This is a genomic window from Myxococcus sp. CA040A (assembly GCF_013336725.1).
Taxonomy (GTDB): domain Bacteria; phylum Myxococcota; class Myxococcia; order Myxococcales; family Myxococcaceae; genus Myxococcus; species Myxococcus llanfairpwllgwyngyllgogerychwyrndrobwllllantysiliogogogochensis.
This window is the reverse complement of record NZ_JABUMR010000004.1, coordinates 253752-271353: the sequence shown is the minus strand read 5'-3', so window position 1 is coordinate 271353 and position 17602 is coordinate 253752. Positions and strand designations below refer to the sequence as shown.

General features: G+C 69.0%; 10 protein-coding genes. 6 read left to right on the top strand and 4 right to left on the bottom strand.

What is annotated here, in order from left to right; all coding sequences use genetic code 11:
- The first annotated feature begins 4736 nt into the window (after positions 1 to 4736).
- Both HUA75_RS46775 and HUA75_RS18220 read left to right on the top strand, forming a co-directional pair.
- Positions 4737 to 5951 (top strand): general secretion pathway protein GspE, encoded by a 1215-nt coding sequence (locus HUA75_RS46775; protein WP_254627631.1) that lies wholly within the window; start codon positions 4737 to 4739, stop codon positions 5949 to 5951.
- 285 nt (positions 5952 to 6236) lie between these two features.
- Positions 6237 to 8147 (top strand): DUF4185 domain-containing protein, encoded by a 1911-nt coding sequence (locus HUA75_RS18220; RefSeq protein WP_254627630.1) that lies wholly within the window; start codon positions 6237 to 6239, stop codon positions 8145 to 8147.
- A gap of 92 nt (positions 8148 to 8239) precedes the next feature.
- On the opposite strand, the gene HUA75_RS18215 is transcribed toward HUA75_RS18220, so the two are convergent.
- The gene (locus HUA75_RS18215; RefSeq protein ID WP_174487131.1) at positions 8240 to 11029 is read right to left on the bottom strand and encodes a vitamin B12-dependent ribonucleotide reductase; all 2790 of its coding nucleotides are present in this window, start codon (positions 11027 to 11029) and stop codon (positions 8240 to 8242) included.
- Between the two features lie 604 nt (positions 11030 to 11633).
- Here HUA75_RS18215 and HUA75_RS18210 point away from each other — a divergent pair.
- On the top strand, positions 11634 to 11975 hold the full coding sequence (locus HUA75_RS18210; protein WP_141647047.1) for a ferredoxin: 342 nt from the start codon (positions 11634 to 11636) through the stop codon (positions 11973 to 11975).
- 74 nt (positions 11976 to 12049) lie between these two features.
- Here the strand turns inward: HUA75_RS18210 and HUA75_RS18205 are convergent, their stop codons facing one another.
- From HUA75_RS18205 to HUA75_RS18195, 3 genes are all read right to left on the bottom strand, one after another.
- Positions 12050 to 13201 carry a lytic polysaccharide monooxygenase gene (locus HUA75_RS18205; RefSeq protein WP_174487130.1) on the bottom strand — a complete coding sequence of 384 codons (1152 nt, stop codon included), beginning with the start codon at positions 13199 to 13201 and terminating at the stop codon, positions 12050 to 12052.
- Between the two features lie 137 nt (positions 13202 to 13338).
- Complete coding sequence (locus HUA75_RS18200; protein WP_174487129.1) at positions 13339 to 14049, bottom strand: Bax inhibitor-1/YccA family protein; 711 nt, start codon at positions 14047 to 14049, stop codon at positions 13339 to 13341.
- 96 nt (positions 14050 to 14145) lie between these two features.
- Positions 14146 to 15618, bottom strand: coding sequence for a hypothetical protein (locus tag HUA75_RS18195; RefSeq protein WP_141647050.1), 1473 nt, complete (start codon positions 15616 to 15618; stop codon positions 14146 to 14148).
- 283 nt (positions 15619 to 15901) lie between these two features.
- On the opposite strand from HUA75_RS18195, the gene HUA75_RS18190 reads away from it, so the two are divergent.
- The 3 genes from HUA75_RS18190 (at position 15902) to HUA75_RS18180 (ending at position 17590) form a co-directional block, all read left to right on the top strand.
- The gene (locus tag HUA75_RS18190; RefSeq protein ID WP_141647051.1) at positions 15902 to 16336 is read left to right on the top strand and encodes a hypothetical protein; all 435 of its coding nucleotides are present in this window, start codon (positions 15902 to 15904) and stop codon (positions 16334 to 16336) included.
- Between the two features lie 298 nt (positions 16337 to 16634).
- A complete protein-coding gene (locus tag HUA75_RS18185) occupies positions 16635 to 17126 on the top strand; it encodes a hypothetical protein (RefSeq protein ID WP_174487128.1) in 492 nt (163 codons plus the stop codon).
- Positions 17127 to 17209: 83 nt separating this feature from the next.
- Positions 17210 to 17590, top strand: coding sequence for a hypothetical protein (locus tag HUA75_RS18180; RefSeq protein WP_141647053.1), 381 nt, complete (start codon positions 17210 to 17212; stop codon positions 17588 to 17590).
- Positions 17591 to 17602: the final 12 nt, after the last annotated feature.

Sequence of the window (17602 nt, the reverse complement as noted above, 5' to 3'; positions counted from 1 at the left end):
GGGTGATGGTTCCCCTGCCCGAGGTGGCTCCGCCTCCAGCGCCCGTGCGTGCGGAGCCGGGCACGGAGGGGATATTCGGGGGGCTGGCGCCCGGACAGTTCCTGAGCGACGACGCCGAGGACGTGGCGGCGGAGGACGTGGAGTGGAGCGCGTCGAGCGCTTCCGGGGCCGGGATTTCCGGCGACGCGATGGAGCTTCGAGAAAGCGCTCGGGCCGAGGCGGGGCCTCCGATGCTGGCACCCTCGGGTCCACCGCAGCTCGCTCCCGTGGCGGTGGCTCCAGGGGGGAACCGGATGGATGGGCCGCCCCGACTCTCGCCCGCGGCGCCGCCGAGGCTGTCTCCGCCCGTGGCTCCGCTGGAGCTGGAGGTGGCGGAGGAGATCGAGCCGGAGGAAGAGTTCGAGGCGGCGGAGGAGATCGACCCCACCGAGGAACTGGAGCTCGTGGACACCGAGGAGGTGCTCGAGGGCGTCATGGAGGAGGTCGTGGAGCCTCCCGCGCCGAGACCGCCGGTGTTCGCGGGGCAGGGCGAGCGAGGTGTCGTGGCGGAGGGGCAGGGAGGGATTGCCGCGCAGCCGCCCGGCATGGTCTCGCGACACTCGGGAGGGCAGTGGTCTCCGCATCAGCCGCCTGGGTTGAACCGGGCGCCGGGTGCTGGCGCCCCAGGAGGCGCGGGGGCGAGGCCGCCCGCGTCCGTGGTGGGGCCGCTGGCCGCGCCTGGAGCCGTGGCGGTTCGGCCGGGCGCAAGTGAGGCGTCGACGATGGGTCCGCCGGCTGCGCCTGGAGGCGCGGTGGTTCGGGGCGCGAGTGAAGCGTCGTCGATGGGGCCGCAGGCAGTATCGATGCGGCCGAGCATGGGTGACGCGTCGTCGGTAGGGCCGCAGAGCGGACCTGGAGTTCAGTCTCCGGTGCCGACGGGTGGGGTGCCTCCTTCGGGTGCTCCCGGGAATGCGGGGGCCGCGCGGCCACCGGGGCCTGGACCATTCGCCGAACTGGCGGTGCCTCCTGGGATGGTCGCTCCGGGTGGAAGGCCTCCCTCGGGGACGGGCCTTCCCTCGATTCCGCAAGGCGCGGGGCCGGGTGTCGCGGGAGCGCCGGGCGCGAGGCCCTCTCCGGGAGCGGGAATGGCTCCGGTTCCCGGAGGACAGGGAATGGGGCCTCTGGGCGTGCGCCCGCCTTCGTCCACGGGGACTCCTTCTGTCGCGGGACCGGTGCCTGCCGGAATGGCGAGCACGAGGCCCTCGAGTGCCGGTGTTCCCTCGGTGCCGGGGCCGCAAGGCGCGGTTCCGCCGGGGATGACGGGGGCACGGCCTCCATCGAGCGCGGGTGTTGTCCCTTCGGTACCTGGCGCGGTTCCGCCGGGGATGATGGGGGCACGGCCTCCGTCGGGTACGGGCCTGCCGTCGGTGCAGGGCCCGCCGGGCGTTGTTGTCGCGAGCAGCCCCATGGGTGCGGGACCTCAAGGCCCTGTTCCCCCTGGGATGATGGGGACACGGCCTCCGTCGAGTACAGGCATGCCGTCAGCGCAGGGACCGCAGGGCGTTGCGGGCCCGAGTGCCCCTCTGGCGCCGGGATCACAAGGAGCGGTTCCGCCAGGGATGGCGGGAGCACGGCCTCCGTCGAGCACGGGAACGCCATCGATACAGGGGCCGCAAGGTCCTGGTGGTTCGAGTGCTGGACCCCAAGGAGCGGTTCCGCCAGGGATGGCGGGAGCACGGCCGCCACCGGGGGCGAGTGTTCCCGCAGGCCCGCAAGGTGCGCCGATTCCGCCGGGGATGATGGGGGCACGGCCTCCGTCGAATACGGGCATGCCATCCGCGCAGGGACAGCAGAGCGCCGGCCCGAGTGCCCCCCCGCCGCCAGGATCACAAGGCACCGTTCCTCCCGGGATGATGGGGGCACGCCCCCCATCGAGGACGGGAATGCCTGCGGCGCCCGGAGCGCAGGGGGCCGTTCCCCCAGGGATGGGTGGCGTGGGTGCGCGGCCCGTCTCAGGGCCGCCGGGCGCGGTGCCGCCGGGCATGGCAGCGGGCGCGGTGCCGCCGGGTGCGGTGCCGCTGGGCATGGCAGCAGGAGCACCGCCGCCGGGTGTGGTGCCACCGGGCCTGGCAGCGGGAGCAGCGCCGCCGGGCGCGGTGCCACTGGGCCAGACAGCGGGAGCAGTGCCGCCGGGTGCGATGCCACCGGGCATGTCAGCGGGAGCAGTGCCGCCGAGTGCGGTGTCACCGGGCATGTCAGCGGGAGCCGTGTTGCAGGGCGCGATTCCGCAGGGCCTGGCCGCAGGATCAGTGCCGCAGGGCATGCCAGCAGGAGCAGGAGCGCAGGGCGCGATTCCGCAGGGCATGTCAGCGAGTTCAGGGCCTCATGGTGCGGTGCTGCCGGGCATGCCAGCGGGAGCAGGATCGCAGGGCGCGATTCCGCCGGGTATGGCAGCAGGCACACGGGCTTCGAGCGCAGGGATGCCCGCCGTATCGGGTCCTCCGGGCACCGTGCCTCATGGAATGGCAGGCGCGAGGCCGCCATCAGGGACGGGCCTTCCGTCGGCCCCTGGTCCACAGGGAGTGGTTCCTCCGGGCCTGAATGTGGCCGCGGGAGGGCGACCGGCTTCGGTGGCGAGTGGCCCCGTGGGTCCGCCGCCTGGAATGGCGCGTCCGCCGCAGCCTGGAGTTCCATCTCACGCGCACGTCGCGACCCCGTCGGGGGGCGTGCAGCCTTCGTTGGCGGAGTCGCCACAATCGCCCGGACTGCTGCGGTCGACACCGCCGGGAAGCACAGGGCCTCAGCCGCCGGGTATGGCACCGAAGGGAATGGCGCCCTTCGAGGGAGGTGGCTCTGCACAGTTGGATCTGCCGAGCGCGACGCCAACGTCTCCGCATGGAGTCGACGCTGTCATTGAGGTGTCTCCCGGTCAGCCGGCTCCGCTCGAAGTCGAGTGGGCAGATTCAACGCGTCCGGCGACGGAGTCTGTTTCGTCGGTCTCGGACGCCGCACCGGGAATCACCCCTCGCTCGCTCGATGGATTGGTCGGGCTGCCCGCACCTGCTTCCGCGAGCGCAGGGGGCGCTGACGCGCGCGAAGTGCCTGCGTCGGAGTCGTTGTCAGATGTGCCCGAGTCGTGGGGGCAACCGAGCGAGGACCGTGCATTCGCTCTCTCTGCATCGATAGAGCGCGCGCACGAAGGAAGTGCCCCTGATGCGGTGACGGATGCGCCCACGTCGTGGAGCATCGCGAGCGAAGGTTCCTCATTCGAAGTCGTTGCACCCGTGAATGCCGCGCACGAAGGAATCGCGTCTGGTGCAGTGACGGATGCGCCCACGTCGTGGAGCATCGCGAGCGAAGAAGCTGGGGGCGATACCGCTGCACCCGTGTTTGCGGCGCGTGAAGGCACTGCTGCCGAGGTCTCGGCTGATGTGCCCGTGTCGGTGAGCGTGCACGATGGCATCGCACCGGAGTCGACGGAGACGCTGCACAGAGGCATTGATCTCGCAACGGAAGACTCGACCGCATCCGCGCCGCCAGGACTTCCGTCCGAGTCAGGTGCATCGGCAGCGGTGGTGCACGGAGCCACTGCATCCGAGTTGATCGGTCCGAACGCAGACAACCAAGCAGTGCTTGCATCCGAGCCGAGCGCGTCGACGGTGGGGTCGCTCGAAGTCATGGTGCCCGACTTTGCGCCTGTCTCGGACGCGCCCGCGCTTGTCGCAAGCGATGCCCTCGGCCTGGACCGCTCAGTGGCGCCGCATTTTCCCGAGGTCACTCAGGGCGAAGCCCACGGCGTTGAGTCAGGCGCATCGGTACACGCATCGATTGAGGTCGGGCAGGGTGAACATGGGCCGTCGAGCATGCTCGAAGAGGTCCACTCGCTTGCTGTCCCAACACGGGCCACTCGCGCGACCGAGGAAACCTCAACCGAAGTCGTGACGTCCGAGTCACAGACATCGAGTGGCCTCGTTCTGTTCGAGGGAGCAAAGTCCTCGTTCGCAACCCGCGATGATGATGTCCCCGAAGTCGGAACGGTTACCGCCAGCACGGCGACAGGGGGCGCAATCGAAGAGGCTGCGCCCAAGTCGGCGGAGTCCGAGCCCAGCACGCCAGGGGTCGCTTCGAGCAAAGAGACTCCAGTCCAGGCCGTGACGACGGTCGAGTTCCGCTCGGCCATGGGGGAGTCCAGCGAGCGCGTTTCATTCGAGACGTCGCTGGCCCAAGCGTCCGACGTCGCCGCATCCGAGGCTCCGTCCTCGAGCACCTCCATCGACCCGACGCCAGTCCACTCAACGCCACGAAGCGAAGAGGTCGCGGAGGCCACTCCACAAGCCCTGGTGGACCCAGGCGATGGGTCGCCCCAAACAGGGCTTCGAATCTCGGCATCCGCCGACCTGCCAAGTGACGCGTCGAGCGAGCCGACCTCATCCAGCACGGAGCCATCCACGCTGTTCGTGCCGCCCACCGGCGCCTCGGAGTCGACGTCCGTCGCCTACCTGGACGCCAGCGAAGAGGCGGCTCATACCGGAATCGCGTCAACGCACAGCGCACGTCCCGCCAGTTCCGCGGATTCCACGGCGGAGTCGCAAGGCACAGGGCACACGAGCGAAGGCGAGCCCTGGAAGCTCGTAAGGTCGCGACCGAGCGACGCAGACCCGCGCGGGTCCGCCACCTCGGATGACGCCATTCAGCCGAAAAGCCTCGCAGGTGATGAGGATGCCGGCGAGTCGCTCGAACTGGAGGCCGCCGGTGCCTTGCTCGCGTCGCACGGCGAGCAGTCCACACGCGTCGAGCCCACGACTCAGCGCGATGTCACCGGGACAAGTGATTCCGCGAGCGAACTCCCGGCTGGCAACGTCTCTCCACAGCGTGCGGTCACGGAGCCCGAGGCAGCGGCCTCGAACCTCCCTGATTCCAGCACCGCCACCGAGTCCAAGCAGGCGTCGGGCGAACCCGCCCCGGCTGCGGCTGTCACGTTCGACGCCCCCGCGCCACTCTCGTCCGTGGGCGACTTCAAGTCCGCACGAGCCGCCACGGGAGAGTCCCACGATGCGGCCTCGGGAGAGGCCAGTCCGTCCCCCGAGGGCACCGTGGTCTCGCTGGACGCGGTCCGCGCGGCGAACGCGGAGCCCGCGGTCCTGGAGCCCCCCAAGCCCGCGGTGACGCGGCGCGCGCCCATCGAACTCGATGACCTGCCCGCCACGGATGACGCACCCATGCAGCTCGCCTCGACCTGGGAGTTCGTGGGGTGGCAGGGCTCCGAGGGCAACGGCACCATCGGTCATGTCGCGGAGAACACATGGGAGGACCGCGCGGTGGACCTCGACGGCACGGTGCAGCGAGCTGCGCCCGCGAGTGAGCTGCCTCTCGCCTCCGCCTGGGACTTCATTCAGCAGCCCTGGCAGCCCCAGGCGCGTGAACAGTCGGAAGCGTTGAGGGCGCTCCTGGCCGCGACCGATGCCCCCGTGGCTCCTGGGAGCGAGGGGCCCGCGGTGTCGGCGGAGCAGGTGCTCACGGCGCTGGAGGACGTGGGGACGCAGGGAGTGCTCGGCAAGGTGCTGCTCGCGTACTGCGCCGGACGTTTCCAGCGGGCCTTCCTGTTGGGGGAGAGCTTCGGGCTCGTGCGCGTCGGCCATGCGTGGGGGCCCGGATGCGACAGTCCTCAAGTCTCCGCGCTCAAGGTGGACCTGGAAGCGCCGTCGCTCCTGATGTCCGCGCTGGAGCAGCTCGGGCCCAGCAGCTTCGACACTCCCACCTGTCCTCAAGACGAGGCCATCTTCTCCGCGCTCGGCGGCCCGTCGTCGCGCCTGCTCGTCGTGCCGATTCGCGCCCGTGGCCGTCCCGTGGCCTTCGTCATCGCGGACTCGGGTGGAACGCCCGTGGCATCCACGACGCTCGATGAGCTGTCGCGCGTGTCCGCCAAGGCGTCGGAGGTCTACGACCGTCTCCCCGCGTCCCGCGCGGACTGAGCCACGCCGCGGTGCAGCGCGAGGTCCGTCGTCCACGGGCCTCGCGCTCCCTCGACGCTCCACACCTGACGAAGCGTTCATCCGTGCGCCAAGGCATGGTCGCCATGGCCTGTCTGTCCGTCTGTCTGTGCTTGGATGCGCCGGCCGGGTCGGTGGGCTTGTGTTCCCCCGGCACGGATGTCCTGAACGCATCGAGACGAACCAGAGAGGCGGAGACGCACGATGAGTCGCGAGCAGCCCTGGGAGTGGTCGTCGTTGCACCGAGCCGTATGGATCCTTGCCTGGATGTACACGGGCGCCGCCGGAGCCGTGACTCCGACAGGCGTGACGAAGGTCTCCCGGGTGACGGGGGCCACTCCCGCCGGTGAATTCCTCCCCAATCCCAATCAGACCCACGCGAATCACGAGGTGTATGGGACGGACCTCGGCATTGTCTGGGACAAGGGTGGGGGAGAGGTCTTCGTCCTCTTCGGTGACACGTTTGGCGCGGGGTGGTGTGGCAATGGCGGGTGTGGGACGGGCTGGCGGAGCAATGTCCTCGCGCGCTCGTCCGATACGAATCTCGCGGATGGGCTCACCTTCTCCTCGATGGTCCAGGACTACGCCCGGCACGCGAAGGAGGTCCTCCCCTCGAAGAAGATCAACAACGACGAAATCACAGTCATCCCCACGGCGGGCGTCACGGTGGGCTCGCGCCACTTCATCCACTACATGTCCATCCACCACTGGGGCGAAGCGGGCCGGTGGTACACGAACTACTCGGGCCTCGCGTACTCGGACGACAACGGACAGACGTGGGTGAAGCACGCGAACGCGCGCTGGTGGAACAACGCCTCCTGGACGAACAACTTCCAGATGGCCGCGCTCGTCAAGAATGGTGGGTTCGTCTACCTGTACGGTACGCCGAACGGACGCTACGGCAACGTCCACCTCGCCCGGGTGCCCGAGGGCGCGCTCCTCGATATCAACGCCTACCGTTATTGGGACGGCAACGGCTGGGCTGTGTCCCAGGCCGCATCCCAACCCGTGGCCATCGGCATCGCGGGAGAGCTGTCCGTCTCGTACAACGCGGCGCTCGGCCGGTTCCTCATGACGTACCTGAACGAGCACCGGCAGGCAGCCGTCATGCGGGACGCGGGAACGCCTGCGGGGCCGTGGAGCGGTGAGAAGATCCTCGCCCTCGGCAGTCAGTTCCCGGGCCTCTACAACGCGTTCATCCACCCGTGGGGCAGCACGGCGACGAGCCTCTACTTCGTCATGTCCCAGTGGACGCCGTACAACACGTTCCTGATGCGAGCGACGCTCGTGGCGGACGCGGACGGAGACAACCTCCTCTCCGAGCCCGGCTTCGAGTCCCAGTCCGCTACCCCCGTGACGGCGCCCTGGTACCCGGTGGGCAATGCCGGCGTGGACCGCAACGTCGGTCAGGCGCGCACCGGGCAGGACAACGGCTTCGTGCGCTACGACTCCGGTTGGAACGCGCTGAAGCAGAGCGTCGTCGTCCAGCCGCACACCGACTACACGCTCCGGGGTTGGGTCCGCACGTCGGCGAACAACACGACGGGCTACTTCGGAGCACGCGGCCCCGGCAATGGCCCCATCCTCGGTGAGCGCGCCTTCGCCTCGTTGCCGGCGTACACGGAGCAGGTCGTCACCTTCAACTCCGGCCCGAACGCCATCGTCGAGGTCTACGGAGGACTGTGGGCGACAGAAGACACCTGGCTGCAACTCGATGACGTGAGCCTCAAGCGGGGCACCAACCTGGTGGCGCACGCGGGCTTCGAGCAGCAGGCGTCCGCGAGCGCGACGTCGCCCTGGTACGCGGACGGCAACGCCGGAATCGACCGGGGCGCGGGCTTCGCGCGGACGGGCGCCAACAACGCCTGGGCCCGGGGCACGCAGGGCTGGCACGCCATCAAACAGGAAGCCGCCGTGACGCCCCACACGCGCTACACGCTGAAGGGCTGGGTGCGCACGTCCGGCGCGCACAACGACGGCTACTTCGGTGCCCGCCTGCCGAGGGGCGGCCCCATCCTCTCCGAGGTCCACTACACCCAACCGTTGTCGGGCTACACGCAGCTCTCGGTGAGCTTCGACTCGGGCGCCAACCACTCGGTGGAGCTGTTCGCGGGCCTGTGGGCGTCCGGCACGGACACCTATATCCAGGTGGACGATGTCACGCTGACCCGGGACTGACGCCCGCGCGGGACGCCGCACATGGCAAGGGCCCCGGAACGCATGGTTCCGGAGCCCTTGTCGTCCTTCACGGAAGTCCGTGTCCGGTGGCTTCAGCTGCAGCCGCTGGTGGCTCCGCAGTTGCCGCACTTATAGCAAGCGCCGCTGCGCACCATGATGGCGCCGCAGGTGTGGCAGGGCGGGGCGTCCGCCTGGTTGAGCCACGTCGCGCGAGTGTTCTGCGCGGGGAGCGACAGCGACGTCACCTGCGCGGGCAGGGCGGGCTGCGTCGCCGGCGCGTCCGCTGGGGCGAGGATGGCGTCCTCGACCGCGTCCTCGTTCGGCAGGAACTTCAGCTCCAGCCACCGGAAGATGTAGTCGGTGATGGACTTGGCGATGGGGATGGCGGGGTTGCCCGTGAAGCCGCTCGGCTCGAAGCGCGTGTGGCTCAGCTTGTCCACCATCACCTTCAGCGGGACGCCGTACTGGAGCGCCAGGGAGATGCTGGTCGCGAAGCTGTCCATCAGCCCGCTGACCACCGAGCCCTCCTTCGCCATGACGATGAACAGCTCACCCGGCGTTCCGTCCTCGTACATGCCCACCGTGAGGTAACCCTCATGGCCGCCGATGGAGAACTTGTGGGTGATGGAGCGCCGCTCGTCAGGCAGCCGGCGCCGCACCGCGCGAGGCTCGGGCTTCACCGCGGGCTCGACGACGGCGGCCACCGGGGCCTTGCGCGTGTCCTTCACCGTCTCCTTCGACGTGTTCAACGGCTGCGTGCGCTTGCACCCGTCGCGGTAGACGGCCACCGCCTTCAGGCCGCGCTTCCACGACTCCATGTAGGCCTTCTCGATGTCCTCCACCGTCGAGTCCGACGGCATGTTCACCGTCTTGGAGATGGCTCCGGAGAGGAACGGCTGGCACGCCTCCATCATCTGGATGTGGCCCATCCAGTGGATGCTGCGCGAGCCCTTCGCCGGCTTGAACGCGCAGTCGAACACCGCCAGGTGCTCGGACTTCAGATGCGGTGCGCCTTCAATCGTGTCCGCCTTGTCCAGGGCGCTGATGATGTCCTGGGCCTGCGTCTGCGGATAGCCCAGCTTCTCCAGCGCCTGCGGCACCGTCTGGTTGACGATCTTCAGCATCCCGCCGCCCACCAGCTTCTTGTACTTGATGAGCGCGATGTCGGGCTCGATGCCCGTGGTGTCGCAGTCCATCATGAAGCCGATGGTCCCCGTGGGCGCCAGCACCGTCACCTGGCTGTTGCGGAAGCCGTGCAGCTCGCCGAGCGCCAGCGCCACGTCCCACGCGGCCTTCTGCGCCGCGTGCAGCTCCGCCGTCACGCCTTGCGCGGGGACGTTGTACGCCGCCTTGCGGTGCTTGCGGATGACGCCCAGCATCGGCTCCGCGTTCTTCGCGTAGCCGGCGAACGGACCCTGCTTCTCCGCCATGCGCGCGCTCATCGCGTACGCCTCGCCGCACATCAGCGAGGTGATGGCGGACGCGTAGTTGCGACCCGCGTCGGAGTCATACGGCAGGCCCGACGCCATCAGCAGCGCGCCCAGGTTCGCGAAGCCCAGCCCGAGCGGCCGGTAGTCGTGGCTGTTCTTGCCGATGCGCTCGGTGGGGTAGCGCGAGAAGCCGACGATGATCTCCTGCGCCAGGAGGAGCACGTCCACCGCGTGCTTGAAGGCGGGCACGTCGAAGTCGCCGGCGATGTCGCGGAAGTGCATCAGGTTCAGCGACGCCAGGTTGCACGCCGAATCGTCCAGGAACATGTACTCCGAGCACGGGTTGGACGCGTTGATTCGCGCCGTGCCCGCGCACGTGTGCCAGTGGTTCACCGTCGTGTCGAACTGCATCCCCGGGTCGCCGCACAGGTGCGCGGCCTCGGCGATTTCGCGGAACAGGTCCCTTGCCCGGAAGGTCTCCAGCGGCTGGCCATCGCGCACCGTGCGCGTCTGCCACGGCCCGTCCGCCACCACGGCCTTCATGAAGTCGTCGGTGACGCGCACCGAGTTGTTCGAGTTCTGGAAGAACACCGACGCGTACGCCTCGCCGTTGAACGACGGGTCATACCCGGCCTCGATGAGCGCCCAGGCCTTCTTCTCCTCGTTCGACTTGCACCGGATGAACTCGAGCACGTCCGGATGGTCCGCGTTGAGGATGACCATCTTCGCCGCGCGCCGCGTCTTGCCGCCGCTCTTGATGACGCCGGCGAAGGCGTCGAAGCCGCGCATGAACGACACTGGCCCGGACGCGGTGCCGCCGCCCGCCAGGAGCTCCTTGCTGCCCCGGATGGTGGACAGGTTGCTGCCCGTGCCACTGCCGTACTTGAAGAGCATGCCCTCCGTGCGCGCCAGCGTGAGGATGGACTCCATGGAGTCATCCACGCTGTTGATGAAACACGCCGAGCACTGCGGCTGCGCCTCCACGCCCACGTTGAACCAGACCGGCGAGTTGAACGAGGCCTTCTGCCGCAAGAGCAGGTGCGTCAGCTCCGCGTGGAACGTCTCGCGGTCCGTCTCGGCGGAGAAGTAACCCCCCTCCACCCCCCAGCGGGACAGGGTGTCCACCACGCGCGCCACCAGCTTGCGCACGCTCGTCTCACGCTCATCCGTCCCCGGCGTGCCCCGGAAATACTTCGACGCCACCACGTTCGTCGCCAGCATCGACCAGGAGCGGGGGACCTCGATGTTCTTCTGCTCGAAGACCGCCTTGCCGTCCTCCCCGGTGATGCTCGCGCTGCGGTACTCCCACGCCAGCTCGTCCGCCGGGTCCACTCCAGGCGTCGTGAAGTAGCGCTCCACGCTCAGCCCCGTCGCGGCGACCTTCGCCTTGCCGCGACTCGCCCGCCGCTCCTTCCCGCTCACCAGGGGCTTCGCACTCAGCTCCTTCTCCATGTCGCCACCCTCCAAAATACACTCTGGGTTGTGATGCAAAATTTGCGAAACGCTAAGGGCGCGAGATTCCGAAGGTTCCAGGGACGTCACGCGGACAGCCGTGGACGACTCCGGAGTGGACTCGCGAAGTGTTTCGTGGCGGGGCTCGAGCCCCGGACCGCAGATGGGGAGATTGCCTGGCCGCTGGCCAGGCGGCCGGATCAATACGCGTTTGGGGGCGGCTGATCAAGAACAGCACTGACCCCACTAGTAGTGCTGGGAAGTGTCGCACACACTACTAAATGTGGCTCCGCCGGTGAGCCTCGGTGCGGGGGAAAGGCGTAGCGGCCTGTAGCACGACCAGCCAGGAGGGGCAGATTCGGGGCCTTTTCCGCGCCAAGTCAAGGGGGACTCTACGTTTGCTGATAACAGCTGGCGAGGCATGTAGCGTCACTCCGATGCAAACGAGCGTGATCACTGGGGGACGTTTGCTGAAAGTCTGTGCATCATCCCTGTAGCTGGCTAGGGGCGACGTCCCGATTCGTCATCTGCCCGCCTGTTCGGTCCGTTGTCCGGCGGACAGGTGGGGGTCGATTTCGGGGAACCAGCGCGTTAGGAGGCGCTCATGCCTCCTCCGTTCCAGAGCCACGTCTTCGTCTGCACCAACCGCCGCCCGGATGGGAATCCCAAGGGCTGTTGCGCCTCCAAGGGCGCGGAGGAGGTGCGCGCGGCCTTCAAGGCGGAGCTCGACAAGCGCGGGGTGAAGGGACGGATGCGCGCCAACGCGGCCGGGTGCCTCGACACCTGCTCCTTTGGCGTCTCCGTGGTCGTCTACCCGGAGGGCACCTGGTACGGCGGAGTGAAGGTGGAGGACGTGCCCGAAATCGTCGAGGAGCACCTGATGCAGGGCCGCCCCGTGGCGCGGCTGGTGATGCCCTTCGCGCGCAAGGAGAAGGCGGAGAGCTGACGACTGTCGGCTCCCCGCCCTCGGGTGTGTCGCGGCCCGCGTGCGGGCTCACGTCGTGACAGCGGACGTCCGCTTCAGCGCACGAACTCCCACGCGTCGCCCCAGTGGCTGCCGGTGCCCGGGGCGTAGTACGGCGCCGAGCCCTGGCACCAGCCGGAGTAGGGGAAGGGCTTGCAGCGGTAGATGCTCCCGTTCGTGCCCTGGACGAGCGTTCCCGCCACGTAGTTGGAGATGCCATTCGGGTACGTGTACTGGGCGGGGTCTCCGCCACCGCCCGTGGGCTTCTCGATATCGAGCTGGAAGGTGTCGCTCGCCTCGCGCGAGTAGACGCGGTTTCCGATGGCGCTGTTGACGGGGTTGACGACGCCCGTGGATTGCAGCTCGCCCACCTGCACGCGGCTGGAGCTGGCGTTCACCCTCTGGGCCAGCAGGTACATCCACGTGGCCGCGGGCGTGGCCGAGTCGAGCTGGAGCGGGTGCGTCTCCGCGTCACCCCCGCCGCTGTTGAAGAGGCGCAGCGTCACCTTGCTCCGGGCCGGCAGGTCCTCGCGGGCCTGCACCGCGCCCAGCTCCTTCCACGACGTGGGCGGCGGCGGCGTGTTGCTGAACTTCACGTCGCTGCAGGAGTAGAAGGCCTCCGGGCTGTCGGAGCGCTGCCAGATGGCATAGATGACGTGCTGCCCCGTGCGGCCCTGCGGGAAGGGGCACGTGAAGCGGTAGCGGTTGTTCGACTGCAGGGCGTTCCCCGTCAGCGTGCAGAAGGGGGTGGCTTCCAGGTCGGACCACTTCAGCGGCAGCGCCGGGTTGTAGCCTTCCTTCGTGACGTAGAGATGGAAGTAGGACGTCGCGTGCAGCGCCGTCGCGTGGAAGACGAACTCGAAGCGGTTGCTGGAGTCCGGGGCGATGAGCGTCGCGGGCCAGTCCGTGCGCGCCAGGTCCAGGCCCTTGTGGCTCTCGTTGGCGGCGCTGCAAAGCTTGCCGTCGGCGATGAGCTCGCGGTGCCGGCCGTTGGCCGCGCCCTGCCGCACGCCGTTCCAGTCGTAGAGCGCCTGCGTGCCACCGGCCTGGATGGCGGCCTTGCACGCCGCGGACTTGGGCGACTCCGGACCTTCCTTGAAGCAGCTGTAGACGCGACTGAGGGGGACCTCCATGGAGCCGTGCGCTGACGCCAGACTGGCGGACAGCAGGGACAGCACGACGAGTGATGACGCGAGGGGCCTGAACATTGCGGGTTTCCTCCTGTGCCCATGGATGGAGGAAAGAAGGCCGGAAATCGGGTCAACGCTCGAAAACGAAAAGCGGCGACGCGACCCGGGTGGGAACGCGCCGCCGCTTCGTAAGGCTGGAACTGTTGACTGGCCGACTACCGACGGCGACCGAGCAGCCGGAGGATGGCGAGGAACAGGTTGATGAAGTCCAGGTACAGCGTCAGCGCGCCGACGATGCTCACCGTGGCGGCGCTGCTGTAGCCGGTGTTGGCGTGCATCTCCCGCAGCTTCTGGGTGTCGTACGCCGTCAGGCCGGAGAAGACGAGCACGGCCGCGCAGGCGCCGACGAAGGACACCATGTCACTGCGGACGAAGATGTTGACGACGCCGGCCAGCACCACGCCGATGAGGCCCATGAAGAGGAAGGTGCCCCACGCGCTCAGGTCCTTCTTCGTGACGGTGCCGTAGATGGCCATGGCGCCGTAGACTCCCGCTGTCAGGAAGAACGCCTGGGCGATGCTGCCCGCCGTGTAGATGAGGAAGATGACGGAGAGGGTCATCCCCGTGAGCGCGGAGTAGCCGAGGAACAGCGCCGCGGCGACCGGGCCCGACAGGCGCGGCGCGAGGAACGACAGCCCGAGCACCGCGACAATCTGCACGCCGAACAATCCCAGGCGCCAGTTGATGACCGTGCGCAAAAGCGCCTCGTTGCTCAGCGTCGCCATGGCCATCACGCCGGTGACGAGCAGCCCCGCGAACATCCACCCATGCACGCGCGTCATGAACGCGCGCTTCGACTCCTGCACCAGCACGGAGTTGACCGAGTCGCTCTCGGCCGTCTGCCATCCGGAAGTTTCCCAGGCCATGAACCGTATCCTTTCGCGCCGGAGCTTCAGCCCGGCGGCGCCACTGCTTATAGCGTCTTCACCCGGGGCGTGCGCGGACCCCGTAGGACGCTTCCCTTAAATCGCCTTCCACGCGAGCAAAAGCTTCGAGGCGACCTCGGTGGTGATGAGCGGCAGCACGCCGCCGCCGCCCACGATATTCACGATTTCCGCCAGGGAGCCCCGACACACGCCCCCCCAGGCAGGCTGCTTCTCCAGCCCCACGGAGGCGTACGCCGAGTAGTCCACGAAGAACGATGCGGGGAACACCGTACCGTTCGGCTCGCAGAGCAGGTGGTCCTCCGGGGGAGAGTCCACGATTTCCTGCACCACGAAGCCGCCGCCCGTCGGGTCCGCCGCGGCGCGGGCGCACAGCTCCGGCCAGCCCAGCAGCTCGCCATACGCGGCCGTCACGCGCTCCGTGTAGGGCACCGTGCCCACCGAGCGACCGATGAAGACGGCCTTGCCGCCATAGTCCCAGGCCCGCTTGAGCACGAAGCGAGCGGGCGTCCTCGCCACCTCGGCGACCAGGTCGTCCAGCCGCCCTCCGTCCGGGCCCGAGGCGGGGCCGGCCTTGAAGATGCGCGTCCAGGGAACCGAGGTGCGCACGGCCTCCAGCTCCTCGGCGGTGAGGCCCGCGGCCTCGGCGAGCGCGGGCTCCGCGAGCGCCTGGGACAGCCGCGCGAAGGTGGACTTCACCTCCACCTGCGAGGCGGGAGGGTTGAGGAACACGGCCTTCTTGCCGGGCACCGTGCCCAGGAAGTCCTCCACCCATGGGGACGGCGTCTGCTCCAGCCGCCGCACGAAGAGGTGGCGATAGACGAGGTCGTACTTCTTGCCGCGCACCTCGAAGGCGTCGTCGCCGGAGACCTCGTCCGGGTGCACCAGGTCCGCGTCCGCGCCCATCTCGCGGAAGCGCTCACACAGCCAGCGCAGCTCTGAGATCTGCGCGTCGTTGCGGCGACACAGCAGGGCCACCGTGTCCGGGAACTTCCCGGGGCGCTCGGCCGCGTAGCCGTCCAGCAGGGCTCGGTACAGCGCCAGCGCGTTGCTGCCGTTGAGGGCCAGCAGCGACGCCAGGGCCTTCTCCGGATAGCGGAAGTGCCGGGCCACCACCTCGATGAACGAGCGGGCCGCGATGTCCGAATAGCCCTGCATGGCTGGGATGGTCGCGTTGACCTCCAGCGCCCAGGGTTTCCCGCCCGACACGAAGTAGTCCACGCGGGTGGTGGCCAGTCGCGCGGACTGCCGCCACGTGCGCTCGGCGAGCGTTCGCTCGAGCGGGGACAGGGCGCCCAGCAGCTCCTGGGCGTCGGGCCCCTCGAGCGTGGCGCGTGCCATCTTCACCGTGGCGGAGGACAGGCGCGCGGACAGCTCCGCGCGACGGCGGATCTCCGCGGCGTCGAGGATGACGGGCGTCGCGGTGATGGGGATGGGGCGGGTGGTGCCGTCCAGCTGCGTCACCGCCAGACCCCGCTTGTATGCGAGCTGTGACAGCTCGGGCGCGAAGTGGCGTGCCTGGTGTCGCAGCACGTCGATGAGCTCTTGCACGGGTATTTCTGTCCCTCGGCTTGCCCGGGACGAGCCCGGGAGCTGGCGAACCTATTCTCCGAGGGGCCCACCGTCCATCGGCGCGAGTCCCCTGGACGCGGTGGTGCCCCGACTCAGCGGCCCGCCCGTTCGCCGGCTGGAGGCTCCACGCCCTCGTGTGACGTCGGTGGAGACACGCGCCGCGTGCGGGGGCACGGAGTGATGTGTGTGATTCCGTATGACTTGCACGCGCGCTCCGTCTGGCTTACAACCGCATTGCGTTTACCGCCGGAAATCCCTTCACGTGAGCCGCTCTCTTCGCCCAACGCCTTCATGTCTCGCCCGGTCGCGCCTGCTGGCGCTGCCGCTCGTGGCCGTGTGTGCGCTGGCGTACATGGGGAACGTGCTGCACTTCGCCCTGGTCCAGCACGCGACGTGTCTGGAGCATGGGGAAGTGGTCCACGTGGAGGAGGGCGGCTCGCACCTGGCGCCTGTCGTCGAGGAATCCTTCGACGACGTCCGGCTCGCCTCCCGTGAGGATGCTCCTCCGGGCCATGGCGCCGAGGCGCACTGTCTTCACACGTTGATCCGCCGGGAGGCCCCGCCTCCGGTGGAGGGCAGCCCCGTCCTCACCCGGGTGCCCACCCGTTCCGCACCGGCGCTGGCGGTGTTCCGCTTCCATGCGGAGCCTGTCGCCCGGCTGCATCTGGCCCCCAAGGCCTCTCCGCCTCGCGCCTGAGCCATCACCCAGGGTACGCGTCCCTCGCTCCCGGCACAGTCACGCCGTGAGAAGGCCGCGGTCCGTGGCCACTGACTGACGTCCGGTTCCAGGAAATGGAGCCGTGCGTCAGCGGTCGCGCGACGCGCCGCCGGATGGCCCGTTTCCCCTGCGTGCACGCTCTCGCCCCCGTGTCGCGCGTGTCCCGCGCGATTCCCACCCCGCCTCCGGTGTCCGTTCTGGCTCCGCCTTCACCGGTGGGGTCCGTGGCGGCGTTGGTGGCTGGGGACCTGCTGTCCATCCACGTGGAGCTACACACATGAACAAGAAGCTTCTGGCCGCCCTCCTGATGTCCACCGCGCTCCTGTCCGCCGCCTGCGGCGACGACGAGGAGCCCGAGGAGTCCGTCGACGTCGAGGGGTGCGAGCACCTGCGCGAGGGTCCTGCCGCCCCCATCCTCGCCACCACCACGGGCACGCCTCCGCTGGTGGCCAACGACCACCGCCGCTACGACATCACCCTGGTGGATGGCTCGGGCGGCCGCACGGGCTCCGTCACGTTCGCCGCGTCGGAAGCCACGGACTACGTCCTCTACACCAGCGCGGACGTCCCCGTTTCCATCACCAACGGCAGCGGCGCGGCGGTGGAGATCGAGGAGAGCACCAAGAGCTCCGAGACGTGCACCGAAATCAAGGGACGGCACGTCGTCCCGCTGACGGTCGGCACGCACACCTTCACCTTCGGCCCCACGTCCGCGGCGTCCGTCAACCTCGTCATCGAGGAGGCGTCGCACGAGGGCCACGAGCACTAGCCGCGAGCCCGGGGCGGGTGCCCCGGCGCTTCACCCTGAATCCGGGGCCGGCTTCGTGCCGGCCCCTCCTGGAGACGAAGACCATGGGAGCCTTTCAGCAGTTCCTGACCGAGAAGCAGATTGCCTCCGACACGCTGCTGCGCCTGTCGCGCCAGCTGGAGGCCCAGGCCGAAACGGACCGCACGCTCAAGCGCAAGCGCTCCGACAAGCGGCGCAACAAGGACACGCAGGGCAAGAGCTACACGGAGCTGTCGCTCGCCAAGCCGAAGAGTGGCAGGGGCGTGAGCGGGCAGCAGCTCCAGGCGGCGCTCGCGGACCAGCCGCTGCCGCGCCGGGTGCGCGGCAAGCTGGTGCGGGCCATCAACGCGGTGCTCTCGAAGAAGGGGAGCGGCGCGGTGGACCCCAAGGCCCTGTTCGGCGAGGTCGCCGTTCGCTCCGGCCCCGCGAAGAAGTCCGCGAGCTGAGTCGAAAGGCCC

Excerpts from the sequence above, each read along its gene's own strand:
- HUA75_RS18220 (WP_254627630.1), top strand. The coding sequence starts at position 6,237 with ATGTACACGGGCGCCGCCGGAGCCGTGACTCCGACAGGCGTGACGAAG.
- HUA75_RS18215 (WP_174487131.1), bottom strand. The coding sequence starts at position 11,029 with ATGGAGAAGGAGCTGAGTGCGAAGCCCCTGGTGAGCGGGAAGGAGCGG.
- HUA75_RS18210 (WP_141647047.1), top strand. The coding sequence starts at position 11,634 with ATGCCTCCTCCGTTCCAGAGCCACGTCTTCGTCTGCACCAACCGCCGC.
- HUA75_RS18205 (WP_174487130.1), bottom strand. The coding sequence starts at position 13,201 with ATGTTCAGGCCCCTCGCGTCATCACTCGTCGTGCTGTCCCTGCTGTCC.
- HUA75_RS18200 (WP_174487129.1), bottom strand. The coding sequence starts at position 14,049 with ATGGCCTGGGAAACTTCCGGATGGCAGACGGCCGAGAGCGACTCGGTC.
- HUA75_RS18185 (WP_174487128.1), top strand. The coding sequence starts at position 16,635 with ATGAACAAGAAGCTTCTGGCCGCCCTCCTGATGTCCACCGCGCTCCTG.
- HUA75_RS18180 (WP_141647053.1), top strand. The coding sequence starts at position 17,210 with ATGGGAGCCTTTCAGCAGTTCCTGACCGAGAAGCAGATTGCCTCCGAC.